This is a genomic window from Shewanella sp. GutCb, from assembly GCF_002836135.1.
Classification (GTDB): Bacteria; Pseudomonadota; Gammaproteobacteria; order Enterobacterales; family Shewanellaceae; genus Shewanella.
On sequence record NZ_PJBL01000029.1, the window covers coordinates 24,069 to 47,451 of the forward strand.

Annotated in this window: 22 protein-coding genes; 9 read left to right on the forward strand and 13 right to left on the reverse strand. The window is 42.9% G+C overall.

Annotated features, from left to right (window positions below; translation table 11 throughout):
* Positions 1 to 108: 108 nt before the first annotated feature.
* Positions 109 to 2,250 (reverse strand): TonB-dependent receptor, encoded by a 2,142-nt coding sequence (locus CXF86_RS17870; RefSeq protein WP_180961102.1) that lies wholly within the window; start codon positions 2,248 to 2,250, stop codon positions 109 to 111.
* A gap of 333 nt (positions 2,251 to 2,583) precedes the next feature.
* Between CXF86_RS17870 and CXF86_RS17875 the strand changes: the two genes are divergently transcribed.
* The 3 genes from CXF86_RS17875 (at position 2,584) to asnB (ending at position 7,604) form a co-directional block, all read left to right on the forward strand.
* Positions 2,584 to 3,330 carry an HAD-IIA family hydrolase gene (locus CXF86_RS17875; protein ID WP_101089676.1) on the forward strand — a complete coding sequence of 249 codons (747 nt, stop codon included), beginning with the start codon at positions 2,584 to 2,586 and terminating at the stop codon, positions 3,328 to 3,330.
* A 250-nt stretch (positions 3,331 to 3,580) separates the two neighbouring features.
* Positions 3,581 to 5,221, forward strand: coding sequence for a M28 family metallopeptidase (locus CXF86_RS17880; protein WP_101089675.1), 1,641 nt, complete (start codon positions 3,581 to 3,583; stop codon positions 5,219 to 5,221).
* 718 nt (positions 5,222 to 5,939) lie between these two features.
* Positions 5,940 to 7,604, forward strand: coding sequence for an asparagine synthase B (asnB, locus tag CXF86_RS17885; protein WP_101089674.1), 1,665 nt, complete (start codon positions 5,940 to 5,942; stop codon positions 7,602 to 7,604).
* A gap of 78 nt (positions 7,605 to 7,682) precedes the next feature.
* Here asnB and CXF86_RS17890 read toward each other — a convergent pair whose 3' ends face one another.
* The 3 genes from CXF86_RS17890 to CXF86_RS17900 all read right to left on the reverse strand — a co-directional run bounded on the left by CXF86_RS17890 (position 7,683) and on the right by CXF86_RS17900 (position 9,445).
* Complete coding sequence (locus CXF86_RS17890; RefSeq protein ID WP_101089673.1) at positions 7,683 to 8,027, reverse strand: 5-carboxymethyl-2-hydroxymuconate Delta-isomerase; 345 nt, start codon at positions 8,025 to 8,027, stop codon at positions 7,683 to 7,685.
* A 31-nt stretch (positions 8,028 to 8,058) separates the two neighbouring features.
* Positions 8,059 to 8,409 carry a VOC family protein gene (locus CXF86_RS17895; RefSeq protein ID WP_101089672.1) on the reverse strand — a complete coding sequence of 117 codons (351 nt, stop codon included), beginning with the start codon at positions 8,407 to 8,409 and terminating at the stop codon, positions 8,059 to 8,061.
* A 328-nt stretch (positions 8,410 to 8,737) separates the two neighbouring features.
* Positions 8,738 to 9,445 carry a DUF445 family protein gene (locus tag CXF86_RS17900; RefSeq protein WP_101089671.1) on the reverse strand — a complete coding sequence of 236 codons (708 nt, stop codon included), beginning with the start codon at positions 9,443 to 9,445 and terminating at the stop codon, positions 8,738 to 8,740.
* Positions 9,446 to 9,778: 333 nt separating this feature from the next.
* Between CXF86_RS17900 and CXF86_RS17905 the strand changes: the two genes are divergently transcribed.
* Entirely contained in the window at positions 9,779 to 10,165 is a 387-nt protein-coding gene (locus tag CXF86_RS17905; protein WP_102039673.1) for a VOC family protein, read from the forward strand.
* A gap of 17 nt (positions 10,166 to 10,182) precedes the next feature.
* Here the strand turns inward: CXF86_RS17905 and CXF86_RS17910 are convergent, their stop codons facing one another.
* Positions 10,183 to 11,181 carry a 2Fe-2S iron-sulfur cluster-binding protein gene (locus CXF86_RS17910; RefSeq protein WP_102039674.1) on the reverse strand — a complete coding sequence of 333 codons (999 nt, stop codon included), beginning with the start codon at positions 11,179 to 11,181 and terminating at the stop codon, positions 10,183 to 10,185.
* A gap of 92 nt (positions 11,182 to 11,273) precedes the next feature.
* On the opposite strand from CXF86_RS17910, the gene CXF86_RS17915 reads away from it, so the two are divergent.
* From CXF86_RS17915 to CXF86_RS17925, 3 genes are all read left to right on the forward strand, one after another.
* On the forward strand, positions 11,274 to 14,474 hold the full coding sequence (locus CXF86_RS17915) for a DUF748 domain-containing protein (protein WP_308303197.1): 3,201 nt from the start codon (positions 11,274 to 11,276) through the stop codon (positions 14,472 to 14,474).
* A 165-nt stretch (positions 14,475 to 14,639) separates the two neighbouring features.
* A complete protein-coding gene (locus tag CXF86_RS17920; protein WP_257985413.1) occupies positions 14,640 to 15,335 on the forward strand; it encodes a Type 1 glutamine amidotransferase-like domain-containing protein in 696 nt (231 codons plus the stop codon).
* A gap of 89 nt (positions 15,336 to 15,424) precedes the next feature.
* Positions 15,425 to 15,781: a glutathione S-transferase N-terminal domain-containing protein gene (locus tag CXF86_RS17925; protein WP_101089668.1), complete on the forward strand. Its 357-nt coding sequence runs from the start codon at positions 15,425 to 15,427 to the stop codon at positions 15,779 to 15,781.
* A 185-nt stretch (positions 15,782 to 15,966) separates the two neighbouring features.
* On the opposite strand, the gene CXF86_RS17930 is transcribed toward CXF86_RS17925, so the two are convergent.
* From CXF86_RS17930 to CXF86_RS17965, 8 genes are all read right to left on the reverse strand, one after another.
* Entirely contained in the window at positions 15,967 to 16,482 is a 516-nt protein-coding gene (locus CXF86_RS17930) for a porin family protein (RefSeq protein ID WP_157822884.1), read from the reverse strand.
* A 425-nt stretch (positions 16,483 to 16,907) separates the two neighbouring features.
* On the reverse strand, positions 16,908 to 17,294 hold the full coding sequence (locus CXF86_RS17935; protein WP_101089666.1) for a hypothetical protein: 387 nt from the start codon (positions 17,292 to 17,294) through the stop codon (positions 16,908 to 16,910).
* A gap of 116 nt (positions 17,295 to 17,410) precedes the next feature.
* Positions 17,411 to 17,923, reverse strand: coding sequence for a thioredoxin family protein (locus tag CXF86_RS17940; protein ID WP_101089665.1), 513 nt, complete (start codon positions 17,921 to 17,923; stop codon positions 17,411 to 17,413).
* Between the two features lie 92 nt (positions 17,924 to 18,015).
* Positions 18,016 to 19,029, reverse strand: a complete 1,014-nt coding sequence (locus CXF86_RS17945) for a DUF1214 domain-containing protein (protein ID WP_102039675.1) — start codon at positions 19,027 to 19,029, stop codon at positions 18,016 to 18,018.
* A 530-nt stretch (positions 19,030 to 19,559) separates the two neighbouring features.
* Positions 19,560 to 19,964 (reverse strand): CBS domain-containing protein, encoded by a 405-nt coding sequence (locus CXF86_RS17950; RefSeq protein WP_101089663.1) that lies wholly within the window; start codon positions 19,962 to 19,964, stop codon positions 19,560 to 19,562.
* Positions 19,961 to 20,311 (reverse strand): P-II family nitrogen regulator, encoded by a 351-nt coding sequence (locus CXF86_RS17955; protein WP_101089662.1) that lies wholly within the window; start codon positions 20,309 to 20,311, stop codon positions 19,961 to 19,963. Before CXF86_RS17955 ends, CXF86_RS17950 begins: the two co-directional genes overlap by 4 nt.
* Entirely contained in the window at positions 20,301 to 21,086 is a 786-nt protein-coding gene (locus tag CXF86_RS17960) for a DUF1538 domain-containing protein (RefSeq protein ID WP_101089661.1), read from the reverse strand. Before CXF86_RS17960 ends, CXF86_RS17955 begins: the two co-directional genes overlap by 11 nt.
* Positions 21,086 to 21,820, reverse strand: a complete 735-nt coding sequence (locus CXF86_RS17965; protein ID WP_101089660.1) for a DUF1538 domain-containing protein — start codon at positions 21,818 to 21,820, stop codon at positions 21,086 to 21,088. Before CXF86_RS17965 ends, CXF86_RS17960 begins: the two co-directional genes overlap by 1 nt.
* A gap of 312 nt (positions 21,821 to 22,132) precedes the next feature.
* Here CXF86_RS17965 and CXF86_RS17970 point away from each other — a divergent pair, with 312 nt between their 5' ends.
* Positions 22,133 to 22,540, forward strand: coding sequence for a GFA family protein (locus tag CXF86_RS17970; RefSeq protein WP_101089659.1), 408 nt, complete (start codon positions 22,133 to 22,135; stop codon positions 22,538 to 22,540).
* A 388-nt stretch (positions 22,541 to 22,928) separates the two neighbouring features.
* Positions 22,929 to 23,354, forward strand: coding sequence for a hypothetical protein (locus tag CXF86_RS17975; protein ID WP_101089658.1), 426 nt, complete (start codon positions 22,929 to 22,931; stop codon positions 23,352 to 23,354).
* The last annotated feature ends 29 nt before the right edge of the window (positions 23,355 to 23,383 follow it).

Consider the following 23,383-nt stretch of genomic DNA (forward strand, 5'->3'; position numbering starts at 1 on the left):
CCTTGAGCCCCAACCACTAGACAAAAGGATTGGAGCCCATTAAGTATGGTTGAACAGCTCAAGATATTTTTTCTTATGCTCAAAAATTATCTTAGCTATAGTCACCCATTAATAGTTGATAGTGTACTCAAGCGCTAAACGGCGGCCGTAACCAGAGAACTGATTACGATATTGCTCCCAAACAACCTCTTTGTTCATTTGTGACACTAACGGCTGGTAATCTTCATTTAACAGATTATCAATACCCAAGGTTAAACGCCCGTAGTCAGTATCAAATGTAGTGACCAAATCGACCAAGGTGTAGCCATCATAAGGCGATTCGTAATAGCTGTAACCCGCATCACTCTCAGGGCTGTTCTTATCCCTATCGCCGACGTAATTAGCCTGTAAACGCAGAGACGCCATATCGTTAAAGCGATAGTCGCCATAAATAGATGCTTTAATCGGAGTGATTCTGGTGCCATTCATCCAATAATCAACGCCTGTTTCACTATTAGTACGTTTCCCTTCAGACATAGACACACTAGTGCCTAACTTAACGGCTTGGCTAATCTTATAGTCCAATGTCGCTTCAAATCCCCAAACCTTTTCATCAGCCACAATAACGGCTGCTACTTTCTTCAACAATTCAGCATTAACATTATAGTCGTATGCGTAACCATCTGTAACATCTGAGTAGAAGAAAGACAGGCTCGCTTGCAGTGAATCAGCACCGTAGCGCAAACCGGTTTCATAGTAATTGGTTTGAGTTGCCGGAATATCATCTGCAAACTCACTAACACTATCAACCGGCATATCTCTGAGCATACGCATATCAGCGTGAGAATAACCCTGCGAGAAACTCGCAAAGAGATCTGTGTTATCGGCGACCCGATATACTAAGCCTAGATTGACCAGTGGTTTATCATATTTTAACGTATCACCCTGTTTCTCTGACAATACCCCTTTTTTATAACGCTGGTAATCTGGTACCTCTATTTCAAAATTTTCATACCGCAAACCAATTTGTAAGGTGAGGTCATCAGTGAGTTGATTCCAGTATTGCGCAAATGGGCTTAACTTGGTTTCAGTTAAATCGCAAACAGAGCAGATATACTGCGACTGTTTTTCAAGATTATCACCTACATCTTGACCCACGATCACATCTCGCATTCTGCCTTGTTCTGTATTATCTCGCCCATATTCAACACCATAAGCCAAACGGCTAGTGTCATTGATGGTCCACTGCAGTGCGGCTTTAAATCCACTGCGCTTAGACACAATTTCAGAGTCCGACTCATAGCCAACATTCACTTTGCTGTAGTAAGTAGACAGACTTAATTGCTGGTTAAGGACATCGTCATTGTCATAGGTAAGCTGAATCGTGCTGAGCTTGGTTTTAGGATTAGAGCCGGTATATGGCGCGCTTTTGTCAATTTCAACTAAGCCATTTTCATCATTAACAGTGCGCTTATAGTGCAGTTTATTCTCAATATTGTAGTGATGTGCGAGCAGTGCAAAACGACCGTTATCCATCTCTTGCTCTAATTTGAATAGCACATCATATTCATCAGCATCGCCCATGCCACCTTGGCTATTAGGTGCTCCTGGCAGTTGGTTACCATTCGAATCATACAAATTGCCGCGGTCTTTACCAGACAAATTCAGCAAATAGCCTAAATCAAAGTCAGTGGTACCCGAAAAGCTCTGTGACACACTGTAGCCTGCATCAGACAATTCATCCGAAAAAGCTTCAACGCCAACTCGCGTCTGCATTTCAAAATTAACAGTAGGCTTCTTAGTAATCACATTGATAATGGCTCCGGCTTCACCGTTGCCATACATGGCGCTTGCCCCCTTGATCACCTCAATGCTCTGAATGACATCGACTGAGATTGACTGTAGATCACGCCCACCGGCGCGCAATGTCGTTGAAATCAACACACCATCAATCATCACTATCGCTTTACCGCCACGAAAGTTTTGGCCAAAGGTCGACATCGTTTCAGTACTCGGGGAAAAACCAGGAACCAGATTAGAGATCATTTCAGAAAGGTTACGCGCGACAACACGTTGAAGATCGAGATCCTCCTCTGAGACAATAAAAACTGAATTGGGAGTATCACTTAACTTTTGCGCAAATGGGGAAGCGGTTATCAGAATATGCTCTACGCCATCATCTTCCACTGTCGGCAGTGTATTTTCCTTTGCTTGAGTCGATGTCACTGCCAAAGCACTTAATACCGCCAATCCTAAAATACTTAATTTCACTTGTCTTTCCATATGCGAATGAGAGCGACTATTATTTACATTTAAATAGAAAAAGCAACTTACTTACACAACCTTTACACACCTACCCTGCACTTGCATCCCCCAGCCTTGGCTAAAATAAATACATTACAACGAACTTAATCCTTCAATTGGATTACGCTTCCTTAGTGTTAGTCGCTAAATTTAGTCGATTTGCTTCAAGTAACCATGAAGCACCGCATAACCCGCGTTACAAAATGCAGTCTCTAAGATAAAAATCATTGTTTTCTCAGCTGATTTGGCATTATATAAACAACACTCCAAATGCATGTCCTTAGACTCAAAGAGAGACCGATGAAGAATATTATTTGCGATATCGATGGTGTGTTACTGCATGACAATAAATTAATCCCCGGCAGTGATACCTTTATTCATCGAGTATTAGAACAAGGTAATCCTCTGGTTGTGTTGACAAACTACCCCGTCCAAACTGGCAAGGACTTACAAAACAGATTAGGGGCAGCAGGCATTAACATTCCCGAAGAGTGCTTTTACACCTCGGCGATGGCGACAGCTGATTTTCTCAAACATCAAACAGGCACTAAAGCCTTTGTGATTGGCGAAGGTGCGCTGACTCATGAACTATATAAAGCCGGCTTTACCATCACCGATATAAATCCTGATTTTGTCATCGTGGGCGAGACGCGCTCATATAATTGGGAGATGATCCATAAAGCAGCCAAATTTATCAGCGCTGGGGCGCGATTTATTGCCACCAATCCAGACACTCATGGCCCCGCTTTTAGCCCTGCATGTGGTGCTCTTTGCGCACCGATAGAGCGTATTACCGGCAAGATGCCCTTTTATGTAGGTAAGCCAAGCTCATGGATTATCCGCTCAGCACTCAACCATATTGATGGCCATTCTGAAGATACCATTATCATTGGCGATAACATGCGCACCGATATACTCGCGGGTTTTCAAGCTGGACTCGAAACCATATTAGTCACCAGTGGCGTGAGCTCTTTGGAAGATATAGAGAAAGAGCCCTTTAGGCCAAATCATGTCTTTAGCTGCGCTGGTGATATTGACGTGGTTTAAACTAAAACTCCGGATAACGTTAGCGGAAAAAACTGAGTTAACCCTATATCGCCAAGTTCAATGCTATCAAACATGACGATGGTTATTTACTTGGCGATATTAATAACCAAAATGCAATATTAAGTAACACTTTCAAGCCCTCGCCCTCTTGTCATCATGGGCTACTTTCCGCCATTATTGTCACCTAAAGTTCTCAACAAACAACCAAATACAACAAAAAAGTCTAAAACAACAATAATAGGACCTATTAATGCGCACTATACTCCCAGTCTGTGCACTCGCCTTACTCAGCGCGTGCAGCCAACATACGACAGACGTAGTCACCCCAGAAAAAGTCTCTTTTGATGAATCTCGTTTCCGCCAAGATATAAAAGTGCTCGCTTCAGATAAATTTGAAGGACGTGCGCCAACCACCAAGGGCGAACAGCTAACACTGGACTACCTTAGCAAGGCGTTTGCTGAAATGGGCTTAGCTAAACCCAATGGCAAAGATTACCTTCAAGCAGTGCCAATGGTGACCTATACCGCATCTGAGCAGCAGTCAATTCGTTTCGGGGATATGCAATTGCAGCATCGTCAAGATGTGGTTGTAGGCAGCCGTCATGATATCAGTAAGGTTGATATCGCCAATGCGCCGCTAGTCTTTGTTGGTTATGGGATCAACGCTCCGGAGTATCAATGGAACGATTACCAAGATCTTGACATGACGGGCAAAATTGCAGTGATTTTAGTCAATGATCCAGGATTTGCTCTACCAACATCTGGAAAGTTCAACGGTAAAGCAATGACCTACTACGGTCGCTGGACCTATAAGTACGAAGAAGCCAGCCGCCAAGGTGCTCTAGGTGCCATTATCATTCATGATACCGAGCCAGCCTCTTACCCTTGGTCAGTGGTTGAAAACAGTTGGACTGGTGCACAGCAAGATCTTGTTCGTACTCAAGAAGAGCAAGATAAGTGGATTGAAGTTGAAGGTTGGATGACGCTTGATGTCGCCACTCAGTTATTCGAAAAAGCCGGTCTTTCTCTTAGCACTGTGTCGGATCGCGCCGCGAGCAGTGCCATTAACATACCGCTTAACCAAACGGCCTCTATCGCGTTCGAGAATAAAGCAGAATACGCCAACAGCTATAATGTGGTTGCTACCCTTGCAGGAAAAAGCCGTCCAGATGAGCAGATCCTATTCACCGCTCACTGGGATCATCTCGGCCTTGACCCAACAAAAGACGGCGATCAGATCTACAACGGTGCACTCGACAATGCCTCTGGCACAGCCGGTATATTAGAAATTGCACGTCAATTTGCCAAGCAAGCTAAGAATGGTAACCCACTTGCCCGTTCAGTCACCTTTGTGGCAACAACAGGGGAAGAGCAAGGCTTACTCGGTTCTCGTTATTATGCATCAAATCCGGTATACCCATTGGATAAAACCGTTGCCGTGTTTAACTTAGACAGCACCAACATTTATGGTCGCACTGCAGATTACACCATCGTCGGTAAAGGTAAGTCGGAGTTAGAGAATTATCTGATTACGGCGGTTACAGCACAAAATCGTACTGCAACCAGTGAAAAGCACCCTGAATCGGGTGGATTCTTCCGTTCTGATCATTTCAGTTTTGCAAAGCAAGGCGTACCCGCCGTCTTCGCTGGTGGCGGCAGTGAACCCATTGATGAGGCCACAGCACAGTACAAAACAATGATGAAGCAAAAGATGAAAGGCTGTTATCACAATCTCTGTGACGAGTACCGCGAAGACTGGGACTTAAGTGGCGCGTTAGAAGATTTAGCCATCTACTACGATGCAGCAACAGTATTGGGTAATAATAGCGACTGGCCGGGCTATTTTAACGGCACAGAGTTTCATTCACTCAGACCGGCAAAAGCTGAATAGAATTAATCACAGCCTGAGTCACGACTAATTATGGTAATTAACGCTCGATAGCTATCCGCTTTCGAGCGTTTTTTATACATTTCCTTGTACTTATTGATCAGGGGCTGTTGATCTTTCGAGCTTGTTTTTTGTTCGTCTCTCTCCCGTAAAGAATGATGATTTTAGTACAAGGCTTGAGCGATGATGCTTAGCAGTCTAAGCGAAAAGCGCGTAACCCATTCTAGTCATAAAAGAATAAAAGCATTGAAACGAACCCTAAGGGCCACGCTTCTTGGCTATTTTTACGCTGTTGTAAGCTATTTGTGGAGAATGACTAAACGACATAGCCTCCGCCTTGTTAAAATAGCCAATAAACGGCGGCAAAAACAACCGTGAAAGATCTACAGCCCCTAGTTCGCGACGGTCATTAAACCAAGTTAGTCGAGATTTTGCGCCAGACGTCACTTAATTAACCGAAGCACGCTAATTATTGTCATTATCTGCTGTGCATTATCATATATTGAGTAGAAGCCAGACCACGCACAGCAAAATGAGCATTAGTCAACAAATAACGCTAATTTTTAAACTTTCTTCATTTTATTAATTAAAAAGCTACACATAATAATGCCTAATAGCGTGTTTTATAGATAAAACATCAAAAACTAATTTGTACTTATTCATTTTCAATGGCAGAGTAATACTCAATTGAGATTAAGACTGACATTTTTTGGAGTGACCTATGTGTTCAATTTTCGCTATTTTAGATATTCAATCTGACGCAGTGCCACTGCGTCAAGTTGCACTTGAAATGTCAAAACTGTTACGCCATCGTGGACCGGACTGGTCTGGAATTTACAGCAGTGATAAGGCTATTCTGGCCCATGAACGTTTAGCCATTGTCGATATTGAACATGGCGCGCAGCCATTACTAAGCCAAGATGAAAGTATTGTTCTGGCAGTAAATGGTGAGATCTATAACCACAAAGAGCTTAAAGCAGAACTTGGCGATAAGTATAGCTACCAAACAAACTCTGACTGTGAAGTCATTCTGGCTTTATACCAGGAATACGGCACTGAGTTTTTAGATAAACTCAACGGTATATTTGCCTTCGTTTTATACGACAAAGCTAAAGATACTTATTTAATCGGTCGCGACCATATGGGCATTATTCCGCTGTATACCGGTCGAGATAGCGAAGGCAACTTTTATGTGGCTTCAGAAATGAAAGCGCTGATGCCTGTATGTAAAACAGTTGAAACCTTTACACCGGGTCACTATCTATCAAGTGAAATAGGCGAGCAGACTCAATACTACCAGCGTGATTGGCGTGATTTTGCCGCGGTTCAAAGCAACCCAGCCAGCAGTGAAGAGGTGCGAGATGCACTCGAAGCTGCCGTTAAACGTCAATTGATGTCTGACGTGCCTTACGGCGTATTACTTTCTGGTGGCTTAGACTCATCAGTCATTTCAGCGATTACCCAGACATTTGCTAAACGACGCATTGAAGATGATGGCGAAACCAGCGCATGGTGGCCACAGTTGCACTCTTTTGCCGTAGGCCTTGCGGGCGCTCCCGATCTGATTGCTGCAAAAAAAGTAGCGGATGCCATTGGTACTATTCACCATGAAATCACCTTTACTTTCCAAGACGGCATCGATGCGATTAAAGATGTGATTTATCATCTTGAAACCTATGATGTGACCACGATTCGTTCCGCAACACCTATGTACCTAATGGCTCGTAAGATTAAAGCCATGGGCATTAAAATGGTGTTATCTGGAGAAGGGGCTGATGAGTTATTTGGTGGCTACCTGTACTTCCATAAAGCCCCCAATGCACAAGCCTTCCATGAAGAATTAGTGCGTAAGCTCGATAAGTTGCACCTGTTTGATTGCTTACGCGCAAACAAAGCCATGGCGGCATGGGGATTAGAAGCGCGCGTCCCTTTCTTAGACAAAGAGTTTATGGACGTAGCAATGCGTATTAACCCAGAAGCTAAAATGTCAAAAGATGGCAAGATTGAAAAGCACATTTTACGTAAGGCGTTTGAGCATAAGTTACCAAAAGAGGTGACTTGGCGCCAAAAGGAACAGTTCAGTGATGGTGTTGGTTACTCTTGGATAGACGGCCTAAAAGAGCATGCGGCAGTTAAAGTTGATGATCTGCAGCTGGCAAATGCAAAATTTAGGTTCCCATACAACACACCTGAAACGAAAGAAGCCTACTTCTATCGCACCTTCTTTGAAGAGTTGTTCCCGCTTGCCAGCGCAGCTGAAACAGTACCCGGTGGAAAGTCGGTAGCATGCTCGACCCCAGAAGCATTAGCTTGGGATGAAAGTCTACAAGGGATCATCGACCCATCAGGACGAGCTGTGCAATCTGTCCACGACAGTGCTTACTAAGCCAAACTGATAATGGTCTCAGTAAAAAGCCACTCGATTGAGTGGCTTTTCTTTGCTTAAGAAAAAGCTAAAAGTGATTTAGTTAATCACTTTTAAATAATGCTGTTTGTTAATGTCGACGATTTCCATAGTAACGCTGCTAACCACATTGGTGATCAGCGAAATAGACTCAAATACCCGTTCAAGCAATAACGCTTTTTGCTCGTCGGTGCGCCCAGGCATAATGGCCATATGAATATGAACAAAGGTATTGGCTTCATCTTCGCCTATTCGAAAATGCTCAACGCCATGAGCGCGGGTTTTAATCGCCTGCGGTTCAAATAAACCGGTATCAATCAAAGCTTGATGTGTGGCTTCAACTAATGCTTCTACCGATATGATGTGCTTTAACGGTTTAGCGTATTCAATGACACAATGTGGCATGTTCAGCCCTTCTTATTTTAAGTTTGCTTTACTATTCAGACCATACAGCAAATTCATTACCATTAGGATCAAGAAAGTGAAACCGACGCCCGCCTGGAAATGAAAAAATGTCCTTACTCACTTGTCCACCAGCCGCGGTCACATTTTGCATTGATAGGCCTAGATCATTTGAATAGAGCACCACTAATGGTGAGCCTTTGCTTAAAGTGAAATTTTGCTTCGAAAGGTAAAATCCACCGGTGATCCCTGCGTTCAAAAAACAGCTATATTCAGGTCCGTAATCAACAAACTCCCAAGCAAACACTTGGCTAAAAAAGTCTTTGGTTGCCTGAATATTACTCACGGGCATTTCCAAATAGTTAATCGTATTATGCTGGCTCATCAGTTGCTCCCTGTAACGAAAAAACTTATATGGCTAAAACCATATCACGTTCAGCCTTAAGGCTATATAGCCAAACGACCTCAAAATGCAGGATTCAGTATGCCGAAAAGTAACTGGGTTCTAGGTCGTTTATTGCCACCTACATTGACCACATTCTCTCCCGATGTGGTGGTCTTCATGTCATAGCAGTACTCGTTATTGCGATTCAATATCTATTCTTATCAATAAATAATGCAGAAAAATATGGCTTGGTATAGAACACAGGCCACAAAAAATGGAGCCTAAGCTCCCTTTCATAATCTATGACTTGCCATCAACCCAAGTTAAATTAACTTTGAAGCAACGCTGCAGCTAAGCCGATTAAACCACCGAAAATACCGCCCCAAACAACGAGCCAACCTAGGTGCTTCTTAATCATATCTTGCACTATCTCTTTTACGAGTTGAGGTGTTAACTCATTTAAACGCTGCGTGACAATCTCTTCGACTTTAACGCGCATGTCATCAATCATGTTGCTCTGCTCTAGCTCAGCTTTTAATAATTCATAAAACTGGTCTGATTGTGATATATCACTCAGCGACGCTTTCATTTTTTCAATAAATGGCTCACGCAGTGGTTGTATTGCCTCCGTCCCGCCAAACATCGCTAACATTCCCCCGAATGAAGACTGTGAAATAGTGCTAACCAGTGCGTCAAATGCAGGCGAAAGATCGAGTTTTTCAATGACGGGTGCCAAATTTATGTGCTTCTCAGCATCGCCTTGCTGTGACAAAAATCGTTCAATATTTTCTTCGGTAAAAAACTGCTTCATCATTAGATGAGAGATACCCTCTTTAAACTCTTCAAAACGCGAAGGCACCACGCCAGAACCATAAAGGCCAGGCACTTTCTCAAAAAGCATATAAACAGCAAGCCAGTTAGTCACCGCACCAGACAATGCAAACAGCCCTACCGTCAATAAAATAGGCGAAGCTAGAAGGTAGCCGGCGAGCACTGCTATCGCAGCGATTAAATTGGTAACAACACTTTTATTCAAGCTAATTCCCCATGAGCATGATTGAAAACGGGCTATGTTACCTCCCGTTAAAGACACTAAGCAACACAATAATGTGTTCGTTACTCCAATTCGCGGCAGACAACGCAGAGTAAGCCATTGTTGGATAGCATGGTCTTGGATTGACTTGCTTCATTCATCAGTCTCTTTAGAAGGTAAGATTACCGATATCGCTCAATGACAGTGAGCTGCCACCTTTTAGGAGGCTAATAGGGACTATAAACCGCAGTGAAATAGCCGCCACCTCGGTTTATTTCCCCCTTACGGCAATGTTGAGGCTACACTTATTTCAGCAATACCTATCAAGGAACACTGATGATCCCCACATCAAACAGTTCAGGCTCATTGAGTTGGCATGAATTAACCGCCAGCAGCAGTAAAGAAGCAATGGTATTTTATAGTCAAATCTTTGGTTGGCAATTTAAGACCATTGTTGTTGCCGATGCGCCTTACCATATCATTATCAATAATGGCGTCGATATCGGCGGCATAGCGCAAAGCCCTGCACCGGCAATGCCAAGTAATTGGACTGGTTATATCACAGTGAAAAATGTCGATGAGGTCGCTGACAAAGCCCATGAACTCGGCGCAAATATTTTATTTGGCCCAGAAGATATTATTGGTATTGGGCGTTTTTGTTGGTTAAAAGACCCACAAGGGGCCATTATCGCCGCTATTAGCTACATTGATGCCGATAAATGATCAACACCAGATTCAAATCAAGCTCGTTTAACCGTGCGTAAATCTTTATATTCAAATGGTAATACGTGAATTTTTGCGTATTCAAATCCATCTAAAAATGCTTGCTGCTGCGCTTTAACCACGGCTTCAGGTTCCCCGCAAAGAAACACTCTGTTATGACGATTAATGGGGTGCTCCTTGGCAGCAAGCTCAAAGGGTTGTATTTGCAGGCAACGTTTATCAACCAAATCAACCGGGGCCGTAGCGGTAATACATGCACGATAGTGGACATTCTTGTGCGCCAACATCAAAGATAAGCATTTTTTATGCAGGTAAAGTTCCTCTACTGTGCGAGCACCATGATAGAGATAGATATCAGCTTGATGCGACATGTCTAGTGCCTGCTCAACAATGCCCATCACGGCTCCGATACCTGCGCCATGGCCGATTAAGATAAGCTTATCCTGCTGATATGTTGCTTTATAGATACATTGACCTAAAGGCCCTTGAATAAGGAGTTGCTCACCGATACTGGCGGTACTAAATAGCCAGCCGCTAAATTGACCGTTATATTTTCGGGTAATATGCAGCTCGATAACATTGTCGTCAAACACCTTAGCAATGGCGTAACTGCGTGTCAGTCCATCAAATCGTCTGAGATTGATATATTGCCCAGCATAACAATCAAGGTTTTCAGACAATTTAATCACCACTTTCATCACACTTTCGGTCATGAAAATGCGCTCAACCAATTGCGCAGACACAAACAAATCTTGCTCAATCACAGTTTTGAGTTTGAGTCCTTCTGTGGGTTGGCACTGACAAGTACAAAGGTAATGATTGGCTTTGAGCCGAGCACTTAAGCCACGTTGCGAACCAGGGGACAGTTCTCCCCCCACATGCTGCACCAAGCACGTTTTACAAGCGCCTTTTTTACAGGAATAGTTTATTGAGTTACCACTACGTATTAGGGTCTCTAGTACTGATTCATCTTTCGCGGAATCAAAAGCTTGGCCATCTAAAAAGAAAGTTGTCATTGGCGAACGTTTATTCTCAATTAATAATGAAAAATATTATGATCTCTGGCGCACTTCCTTAATAATGTAGCTAAAATTATGGAAGCCCACTTTTGCTTTGTAACGGTCTTGTGGCTAATCAGCATAAACCGAGTACCAACCATCAGCAGCAGAAACCAGTGCTCATTCATCTAAACGAAGTTAAGGTCAGTATGTCTATTGCCTCAAAAACACTCATTGGATTTAGAGATAAATACCGCCAACGACCACGCTACCAGCGCCTGCTCGCGATCGCGGTTACCCTTTATCTTCTTTTTACCGCTATTTTAGGGTTATTAATACCCTATATTGCCGTTAAACAAGTGCCGAAGCAATTATCAAATATGCTACAGCGCACCGTTACATTAAGCGATGTCAGCATAAACCCTTTCACTTTGAAAGTGGCTATCGATCAATTTCAAATACAAGAGGCTAAGACTAACCTAAACAGCAATGAATTTGTTGGATTTGAACAGCTTACTTTTGAATTTCGTTTTTGGCATTCTATTTTCAATGCCGCTTTTAGCATTGCCGATGTCACACTATTAAAACCTTCTATTCGTGTTGAACGACTCAAAGCTGATAACGATCTAACATTCAACTTCAGTGATATTATCGATACTCTGGCACAAAATAGCGCATCAACCCCAGAGCCGACGTCAGCACCATCGACCGGCCTGCCACACTTTATGGTCAAGAACTTGGCTATCGTTAATGCTAACTTGCGCTTTATCGACAACATCACACAAGGGCAGCTACTCTACCCGCAAGTAAATCTAAATATTAAGTCCTTTGATTCTCAAAATGCCCTTTCCGCGGTAATGCAAAATAAAGAGGGTGAGAAGAGCAATCACTATGCAATCCATCTTGTAGGCAATAACGGCGGAGAAATTGCGACGCAGGGTATTGTTCAATTAGAACCGCTATCCATTGTCGGTGATATTCAATTAACGAATATCCAACTGCCGCAGTTTTGGTCATTTGTTGATAAACTATTTATAGCCAACCTAGCCACCGGTAAACTCAGTGTCGATAGCCAATATCGCCTTGAGGAAAAGAGTGACTACTTTCAAGTTACGGCTAACAATGGCGTGGTGAAGCTCGAAGATATTACCGTCAAAAATAGCAATGACATCGTTGCAAGCTTGCCCATTTTTGCAGTTGAAGGTATTAACTTTGATTTACATGAGCAAAAAGTAACCGTCGATAAGATACGCTCTCAAGGCTTGCTTGTTAACACCACGCTCGACAAAAAAGGCAGCAACCTACAAAGACTATTACAGCCAAAACTCGCAGAAATATCAACGGCGACGAAGCAGCAAATAACACCAACTAATATCGATAACACCACAGAGAGCTTGCCTTGGAAAGCTGTTTTAAATGGCGTTGAGCTAAAGAATTACCAGGTTAATCTTACCGAGAAAATAGTCACCCAAGGAACGCTTTGGCAGATCACTGACATCAAGTTACTCACCGAAAAGATTAATGCCGATCTATCAACGCCTATCGACTACCAACTCTCGCTTAATATTAATCAACAAGGTTCACTTTCATCAACGGGTAGTATTGATATTCGACAGCAAAAATCGATTAATCAATTAACACTGTCAAAGCTAAGCTTAAATCAGTTCCAGAACTATCTTAGCCCTTACCTCAATATTGATTTAAAACAGGGCAAACTCTCTACCCAAGGGACGCTAGCGTTAAACAATGAAGCAGAGCAACTTAGTTATAATGGTGCGATCAACATTAACGATCTGCTCGTTAAAGATACCGTGCAAAAAAAGACACTGCTAAAATGGAAAAGTGTCGATATAAATCAATTTGGCTTCGATAAAGCCGCCAATAGCATTGAAATTGATCATATAGCACTAAAGCAGCCCTATGGCCGTATCATTATCGCTGAAGATAAAAGCACCAACTTTGGCGAATTAATGGTGAGCAACAATAACCAAGTGGCTGCGAGTGATGAGTCAAAAGAGGCGCAAGCAGAACAAAAAACATCAGCACCGATAACGAGCACAAATAGCGATGAAACGCCCACTGCTATGGCGATTAGCATTAACAAAATTAGTATTGAAGACGGCTCTACTTTCTTCGCTGATAGCTCACTAACGCCTAATTTTGCCGCCAGCATCGAACAACTTAATGGGGAGATCACTAAGTTATCATCATCGAGTGAACAGGCTGCATCAGTTGACATAAAGGGTAAAATTGATCGCTATGCCCCCGTCACCTTAAAAGGCGATATCAACCCATTACTTGAACAACCTTTTTTAGATTTAGCACTCGGTTTCAAACATGTAGAGCTCACCTCCGTAAACCCATATTCGGGCACTTACGCAGGTTACTATATTGATAAAGGCCAATTATCGTTAGATCTTAATTACCGCCTCGAGAACAATCAATTAGTAGGTGACAACCACTTAGTGGTCGATCAACTTCAACTGGGTAAACCAAGTGACAGTAGTCTCGCGACAACGCTGCCTGTCACACTGGCAATTGCCCTATTGCAAGATAGGCATGGCGTTATTGATTTAGGCTTGCAAGTATCCGGTGATTTAGACGAGCCAAGTTTCAGTATCGGCAGTATTGTGATGACCGCATTTACTAACATCATCACTAAAGCCGTTACCGCGCCCTTTTCGCTTCTAGCTGGCTTATTAGGTGGCGAGGACGATGAACTCGATAAAGTGAACTTCGCTGCTGGTACCGCTGATCTCGACGAACAGGCCAAAAAGACCTTAGCCATGCTCGCCAAAGGCTTAGCCGATAGACCCATGCTAAAACTGAATGTTGAAGGCGCCGTTAATGTTGCTGAAGACAACCGTGCATTGGCCGAAGCACAATTGCGACAAAAACTAGCCCAGCTAGCTCAATTAGAAATCGAACAGATGCCAGCGGATTTAACCGCCAGTACCTACCCAACATCAGGCGCTTTATCTGATGCACTTAAATTACTTTATGAGACTGAAATTGCCAGTCCAGCCATTGATGTAAAAAAAGCTATAGAAGCCGATCATCAAGGCGATAATGCACTTACGGCTGAAGACTTGGCTATCCGTTGGCATATTGCGTTATACAATTTCAGCCTCGGTGACCAGCGGATCTCCAATGATGCATTAGGTGACTTGGCACAGCAACGAGCCAGCGCAGTGAAGAACTTCTTAGCAGACAATAAAACCGTGGCACCAGAAAGAGTCTTTTTGCTCGATAGCAAAGTCAATTTAAATACGGGCGCCAGCCAAGCGTTACTGACATTAACGGCGAACTAAAACGGCTGTAGATTTAAGCACATCCCACACGATATAAGGCACCTTAACTTAGGTGCCTTTTTATTACGTTTATTTAGTTAACACACCGCTAAACCTCGGCTTAATCGACTCACTCCCATAGATAACCCTTTCTTAATTTATTTCGCTAAGGTAATGTTTTAAGCTGTGTTTAATGCAGTGATTTTTAATAGCACTTTATTTGAATGTCGCTTTAATGGAATCGTTATCATCAATCTCGCCCTTATCAGCCAGCCCACAGCGGCCAATGCACAATTAGCCATCAGTAAGCTCCTCTCGATACTAAAGACTACTACGCCGAAAATTGGTTATATCGCTTCAGCGCCGGATCCACAACGGGAATATTTCAGACAAACCCAACAAATCTACTCAGCCCTTAACGCTGAGATGGATGTTTATTTGGAACTTGAATCCGAGTTTTCCCAGCAAGCGCTTGATGCACTATTAACTTGTGACCTGATCCATCTTTCAGGCGGCGATACCCAGCGATTTTTACTGGCGATAAAACAGCGGCAGCTCATTGCACCTCTCACAAAATTTGCAATGAATGGCGGCGCAATAGTGGGGGTAAGCGCAGGCGCTATGTTGTTAACGCCCTCAATCGACAGCGCAGTACTTTGTGGTGATCACATTACAGCGTCACCAGAAGCACTGAGTGCATTAAACCTCGTTCCTTTCCAATTCGTGCCGCATTTTGAAACCACTCAATTGAGTGATGACTCATTTAACCAACAGCTTAACTCACTCAACCAATCAGTTTACTTGTGTGGTGACAATGACGCACTATTACTGACTGGCAATAAATTAACACTCTATGGCTCACCTCAGCTGGTTAAAAAATAGTGTTATACCAACGATTTCTAATCAAGGCTGTTATCCCTGTATCGCATGGGGTAAAATCCCCGCGAATCAAAACACATTAAGGGCAGTAAATGTTTGTTATTCGTTGGGTGCTAGGCCGGATCATTTTGTTTTTTAACTTTATTTTTACTCCAAAAAAGCTCAAGCGTCCTATCGCTGAACAGCAAAAAGTGGATGATGCCACTAAAAGCATGACCATCTACGAGTACAAAGCTTGTCCTTTCTGTGTGAAAGTGCGTCGCTCATTGCGCCGTCAAGGTCTTAACATTGTGACCCTTGATGCGAAGCAAGAACCACATAAAAGCACTTTGCTTACCGAAGGTGGTAAGTTGCAGGTACCTTGCATGAAAGTTGAAGAAGCTGGCCAAGCCACTTGGATGTATGAGTCATCAGAGATCATCGGCTTTTTAGATAAGAAATTTGCTTAAGCAGCAAATTATTGAACACAGCAAAAGGCAGCATTAATATGCTGCCTTTTTTGTCTAAGTAATATGACTTTTTAGCTATAGCTGCTCATCTTTACTTCAAACTGTCTTTCTCATTTTCGCTTATGAAATAGGGCGGATAACCACACCCGGTGGGAGTAGTAGGCATGGCTACCCTAAATTAGTGATTAAAATTTATAATCAACACCCAGCATAACGGCATCAAGCTTATAGGCGTCATGTGATGAAATGCGTGTAGCTTCAAGGCTCACACCAAGGCTATCGGTAATAGAATATCTAACACCGGCACCAAAACTAGCGCTACTCTCAGAACTATTTTTATCATCCAATATCATTCCTGGTAAATTTGCAGAAGTCGCACCTGCTAAACCATATACTGTGAATGACTCACTTACAGGAAGTTGTGCTTTGGCATAAACAGACGTAAAGCTATTCAGTTCGATATCAGAAGAACTTGAATTGACACCACCGTAACGGACTTCAGCACCGAAATAATCATTAAAATCATAACCAGCCTTGATAGAACCTACGTTTGTAGTTGTTGCTTTATCCATGAGCTGGTTACTCTGTTGACCAGAACCTGCATTCGCCCCTAAATAAAAGCCTGTTGCATTCGCTGCCATTGGCGCTACAAGTGATACTGCTAAAGTCGTTGCTAAAGCGATAAGTTTCATGTTTTTCATCGTCATTTCCTAATTAGTAAAGTTATTTTCAATCCAAGGTTCTCCTTGGTTGAGGTAATAATCTCATCGTTTAGAAAATATCATGAGTTAGAATCTATAGAGTAATCGAATACGTTGTCGTTAATAGGAGCAGAGGCACCCACTAATACTATGGGTGATCTATTGAAGTTAAGCGTGGAGATTGGGCGGCTCTGCTCATTAGTCCCATAGGAAAGTGGGTCATTATGATGCTGGGAGCCTCATTGACCACGGCATTCCTGAACCCATTCACATGAGACGCACAGCTTTTTTGCTCGACTCTTTTTATTAGAAAATGGCCGAGGTGCCACGATGTTGGCCAAGCATAGCTTGATTAAAATGGCTGACTTAGGACAAACCGCTCCTAATGAGCCACCCATTTCAATAATCCGAACTTGTGCAACTTGTTATACACAGTCCCACTCCGCAAAGTCTCGACTTAATATTTGTGTCTCCGATAGCTTCGACTTATTACTAGGCATAAAGGTGTCTCTAGCCCCTGCACCTAAAGCAGCCTCACGAAATGCTCGAATTTCTACATTTGTATAGCCACCCTCTACAGACTCTAGGAGATGCACAACAGCAATAGGGGCTTGAAGCAAAAAGCGTCGCGGAGCTAGTTCTTTAGCAATACTTTTAAAGCAATCTTCAATTTCCATGAAGTTACCCATAAGGGTCCGAGGATGATTAAGGGCACTACAAGCCCTCGTTATGGATTTACCATCTTCAAGCGAAGTGACAGTAACTTCGCCTTTTTTGACTTGATAATACAAATGACGTTTAATCCAAAACACGAATAGTCCCTCTAAGTGTATAACGGCTGTTAACAGGCAGAATTTAGCGGGCAAAATAGCGACAAAGGAGCAAAACCCAACTGTATTTTGTCCTAATTAACAGCTTGCTAGTTATTTTATTTAATCAACCCTACTAGCTGACTCTTTGTTAATGAACCACTTTTTCTAATTGTCTCATCGCCATTTCTAAATACTATGACTGTTGGTAAGCCTCTTACTGCGTATAACTTGCTTAGGGTTGAGTTTAATGACACATCGACTTTAACAACGCACACTTTCCCTGCATATTCTTGTGCTAACTTACTAATAGTATTATCCATTAGTAGGCAAGGTCCGCACCACTCAGCCCAAAAATCTACTAACACCGTACCTTGTTGAGAGACTATTTTTTGAAGCTCATCGTCAGAAGTTATATTAATTGGATCTCCTAAAGCTAATTCTTTTTTATTGAGCTTTTTGGATATAGCAGAAATTGGCCATTTACCTATTGCTATAAAATTAGTAATAATCAAGGCTAAAAGAAGCACTATCCAGCCTAATACCTTAACCGGAAATAACAAGGTTGAAGAGTTCTCAATGAAATTCTCTATGCTATTTAGTTTACCTGTTATTTGATTGCCGAGACTCAACTGATATTCCTTATAGTGCTAACGCCGCGTTCACCGGCTAATCCGGTGCAACGCTTTGTAATGTGCTGCTTTGGCAGCCTTATATTTCAAGTCTATTTCACTGGTGTCGGATCAGGGAATTTCCAGCTGCCATCTATAACAGCTTCTTTGGGTTGATACATACGCACGATGTAGTTCCAGCCATCAGTCACTGGAATACAGTTAATGCGACCATCCTCACAACCGCCGAAGTGAACAGTGGCTCCACCATCTTTATTTAGTTTTGCAGTTAAGTTGTTAAGCGAGTTGATGCCCAGCTCGTTTTTTTCCATAAATCCCTTGGCATTGTAAACCGTGATGGAGGCAAACCCGTCAACGGGTACATCTTTAATAGTCAAAGCATAATTAGTTTTACCATCATTTTGTTCAGGAACCACATTGACATAAATGGCATCTTTTTTAGGGTTTCCCCCCCACCCCATTGCCGTTCCCATTAGATGGTGAATTGGGTTAAGTTTTGATTTATCGCCCAGCATTCCTGAAGTATCACTTAACGTAGCGGCTAATACATTAATAGCGTCTCTAACTTTAGTCAGAGACGCTTCATCCCATTCTGGAATATCAAGTGAACCAGCGTTTTCCTGCTTAACCGTTATCTGATCCTGAATCGCATTTGCCAGTTTGATGTCATTTTCATCATTGGCATTAACAAGGGTTCGAAATACGACCGTTAGATAACGTGTACCAATTTCTTTTTGTGTAAAAGTATACGAACCAGCTTTATAAATAGCAGCAGGGATAGAATGGTCCTGGTTAACTAGCATCAATGACTGCCAACGGTCAGTTTTTGGTTTAGTGATCGTGACCGGTGTTGTTAAATCAAAAATCCCAATAGAATAGAGGGTATCTTGATTCATCCGAATAACATCTTGTTTATCTAAGGGTGTCGGCTGACGTATATGGAACATTTTACCGAATCCGCCAGCAGCTTCGTAGCGCTTCATTGTCATGTCGGTCTCAGCTCGGACAAAATTATCGACAGTCACAGTTTCACTTGCACACACGTTTGTAACTGAGCTAAAAACACCCGCAGCTAATGTACCAAAAATCCAACTTTTAATTCTCATTGTAATACCTATATTAGTTGTTTTTTAATGTTAACAAACTAAATTACAATCCCCGTAAAAGCGCGGATAAATTCAGGATGTGGCACATAACATGTGCATAAACGCTTGCGCGTTTATCAGGTTCAGCCAGTCAAAACGTGTATCAATAACCATCTAATTTATAACTGTTTTTAACGTTCATTCCAAATACAGTTTCTGGTAAAACGAGAATAGAGGATTAACTTGCCTCGTATCTGCTGCAAAGCGCGCATGCACGCTTTTAGTGACTTGAATTTACGCTGCTTTTATTTGTACTCAATAGCAACTCGAGCACTGAACCCGCATAATTTTATGCGATATTCGAAAAAACCTAATAATACTGTATAGCACAACATGCCGGCGCCAGCTCGTTTTAGAGAGAAGTGAGTGACCTTTGGGCTTATGTGGTTCCAATGACCAGTGATCAGCGTATGTGCAGATACTCCTGAGGCTCGCTGTAAACTCACCGAAACGTCCCTTTTTCGACGGTTTCAGCCGCAACATAACCGTAACTACCCTCTGTTAATCATCCCTTTCAGCACGATATCGTGGTAACTCACGAGTCCGACAATTTTACCCTGTTCTACCACTGGTGCTTTAGTAATACCGAAGCGATCAAATAAGCGAGCGCAATAGCGAACGTCCATATTACCGTTAACAGCCAGTACCGGTTTTACCATGATTTCGTAGATATTAACCCGTTCAGGCGCCTTATCTTTCGCGAGTACCTTTTTGGCGATATCACTCATCAACACCATGCCATATTCGTCGTCATCGTAGCGCTTATTAACGAACAACACATTCACCTTATGTGATACGGCTTGCTCAATGGCCTCTGCAACGGTTTGTAACCCATCTACCATCGCATAATCTTGGCACATCACATCATGGTTTCTTACTGGGGTTGGTTTATTCATATCTGGTCCTCAATATCATGGCTCAATTGTTGTACTTGGTGCGCAACACCAACGGCATCTTCTACATCAATTTGAATAGCGATGCCTTTTCCGGAGTCGTTATCAAAACCTCCAACTTTATTGACTGTTTCTAGAATTGCTCGGCTAAGGTGCTCTTCCACCAGCAACAACACCACATCGCGCTGAATATCGAGTGACAAGCCCATAAAGGTTTTTTGCTTCTTGAGCCCTTCGCCACGAGCATGATTAATCACAGTAGCACCGGTGGCGCCTTTGCTTCTTGCTGCATCAAGTATGTCGTCGGTACAGGCATCGTCAATAAAGACAATAATGAGTTTAAAGCGCATTATTTCGCTCCTTTTGAGCTCTATTTTTGTATTCAACCAGTTGGGCATAAGCCATCACGCTGATTATCGGAAATAAGCTGGCAAAAGCAATTAAGCCAAAACCATCAATCAGCGGGTTACGACCATCGACGTTGGTCGCTAGCCCTAACCCCAGTGCAGCCACCAGAGGCACGGTAACGGTGGAGGTTGTTACGCCGCCAGAGTCATACGCCAGTGGCACAATCATTTTTGGAGCGTAAAAAGTCTGGATCACCACGATAATATAGCCTCCTAAGATATAGTAGTGAATGGGATCGCCAACCACAATTCGAAAGCAACCAAGGCTGATCCCAAAGGCGACACCAATGGCTACGGAGATCCGTAACCCCTGAATACTAATAGTGCCGCCAGAGACTTCATTGGCTTTAATGGCCACCGCAATGAGCGAGGGCTCAGCAATCGTGGTACTAAAACCAATGGCTGCAGCAAAGATATAAACCCAGTAGTAATCTTGCCATGCGTTGATGGTAATAGAGGGGTCGTCGGCATGGATGAACGCGGGTGAGGTCAGTTGTTCTGCCATTGCCTCGCCGATGGGAAATAGCGCCAGTTCTAAACCGACTAAGAAAAAGCTCAAGCCTAGAATAACGTAAACGAAACCCGCGGCGACTTTGCGCCAGTTGGCAATAGGACGTTTTAACACCCCCAGCTGGAAGCCAAATAGAATAATTGCGATGGGCACGACATCACGCGCGGTTAACATCAAGGTGTTAAGTACCTTTAACAGCATCTCCATTACAGCACCACCATTCCGTAAATAAGTACGAATATCATCGGCATTAAACTGGCGAAAGCGATTAAACCGAAGCCATCTAACATCGGGTTGCGCCCTTTAATGACACTGGCTAACCCAACGCCGAGCGCGGTAACTAAGGGCACAGTGATGGTTGAGGTGGTCACGCCGCCAGAATCATAGGCGATGCCAATAATGCTCTCTGGTGCAAATGAGGTCAGCAGCATCACCAAGATATAGCCAGCAATAATAATGTAATGAATTGGCCAGCCTTTTAAAATTCGCACCACGCCTAATAGGATTGCAAGCCCCACCGATAAAGCGACGGTGAGTCTAAGCCCCATAGCATAACTGTCCATTGAAGCTTCACTCTTAACAATGGCGCCTGCCTCTGCGGCAACCTCAGCTGCTTCATTAGCGACCGCGGTTAAGGCGGGTTCGGCCAGTGTGGTACCAAACCCTAGCGAAAATGAGAACACTACCAGCCAAAATACGCTGCCCTTTCTCGCCAATGCTTGCGCTAGAGACTCACCTATCGGAAACAGCCCCATTTCAAGGCCAAACACAAAAAAAGTTAATCCAACAACGATGAAAATAAGACCGATTAGAATAGAGAACAGATTATCTGGCGCTTGATGCAACACAAATATCTCAAAAAAACTGACCACCAAAATGATTGGGATAAGATCTTTAAAGCTATTTAGCATTGCTTTTAACAACTGAAGAATTGAAGCCATACTCACTCCTTTGGGGCTACAACTTCAGTCTGCCAAAACCGTCACAAAGCACAACAAATGATTAACATTATTGTCAGTATATGTGAGCCAAGTCATGGTGTTAACTACCACGGGGTGGGTTACATCACCACAAAAGTACGCTAGGGGGAGTTTAACGCCGCGCTAACAGATGAGAGTGACTATTATTAGCAATCTTTATTGCGTTCTAACGTACACTCTACTCGCTGAAGGCACCTGTATATGACAAAGATAATAAATCAGGATATGGTGAAATCACTCACACTTATAAAACTAATAGTCAGGGGGAGATTGATGACAATAGCAGGTTTACAACAAGGCGGTTGCCTTTGCGGCGCAATACGATATCAGTTAACGGCAACACCATTTTCCGCTGATTTTTGCCATTGTCGTCAATGCCAAAAGAGCACGGGTTCTGTATTAGGTGCGTGGATGGACTTTAATATCGATGAGGTGAGCTGGTTAGTGGGTTCGGTAACCGAATTTACATCATCAGAGTTTGTAAGGCGGGGTTTTTGTCATCATTGTGGTTCGCAATTAACCTTTAGAGATACTCGTCATCCCAGCTATCTAACATTGTCTATCGTATCACTGGATGAACCAAATGCTGTTCAGCCCAGCTACCATATTCACACTGACAGCCAGCTAAAGTGGTTAGCCTTAAATGACACTTGCGTTAGATACCCTCAATCGAGAAGCTAAACGAGCCCCCTCACTAAAGGCCGTTATTGCATGCCCAAATACATTTTTCCAGTCGTCAGTGATGATGCATCACACAGCCAATGGTGTTGGTATATAACAAATATAGTGTTGCCTATACACCAACCAAACATCTGTAGAAGTATCACCAACTCTATAAATTGTACCCAGATGTGGACACTGACGTTGATAAACCATCGCGTATTGATTGCAAACGTGACAATTAACACTGCTGACAAGTGTAGTAAGATACACCGTCATCAGTAAATACCGCCTCCAAGCCCTCTAATACAAAAGTAGCCTAATGTAAAAACAGCTAAAGCCCCTGCTAACTTGCTTAAATATACGTTATGCTGACCAATAGAAACCAATTATTAACATAAAAACAATAATGAAAAAATACCCTCTACTGTTAATTTTATTACTTTCAGCCTGCAGCTTTACTAGCGAAATAGTGCCGGAAGAGTTCGCAGGTCAACTCACTGATTCATTTAAAACAGATATCAAAAGTAATGGCTTAAAACTATTCACCTATCGCGCTAAGCTCGTTCAAGATAATAATGCTCAGCAAGCTCCTCTGCCTCATGAACAGCGAGCATCACAAAAGAAACGCGCTAAAAAACGTTATCAAGGACCGGATTTAACGGCCTGGACTCAGAAAATTGAACACGGTCTTGGCCAGACAATTGAGATGACCGGATATTGCAGAGAAGGTTATATCGAGATCAGCCGTTCCATTCAGTATGACCGTGGCAGTATTCGAGGCGAGTGCAAAGAAGGGGCCACAGAGAAGGATATCGCCAGATTTGATTCTTAACACAGCGATAACAAGGGCCTTAAAAGAGA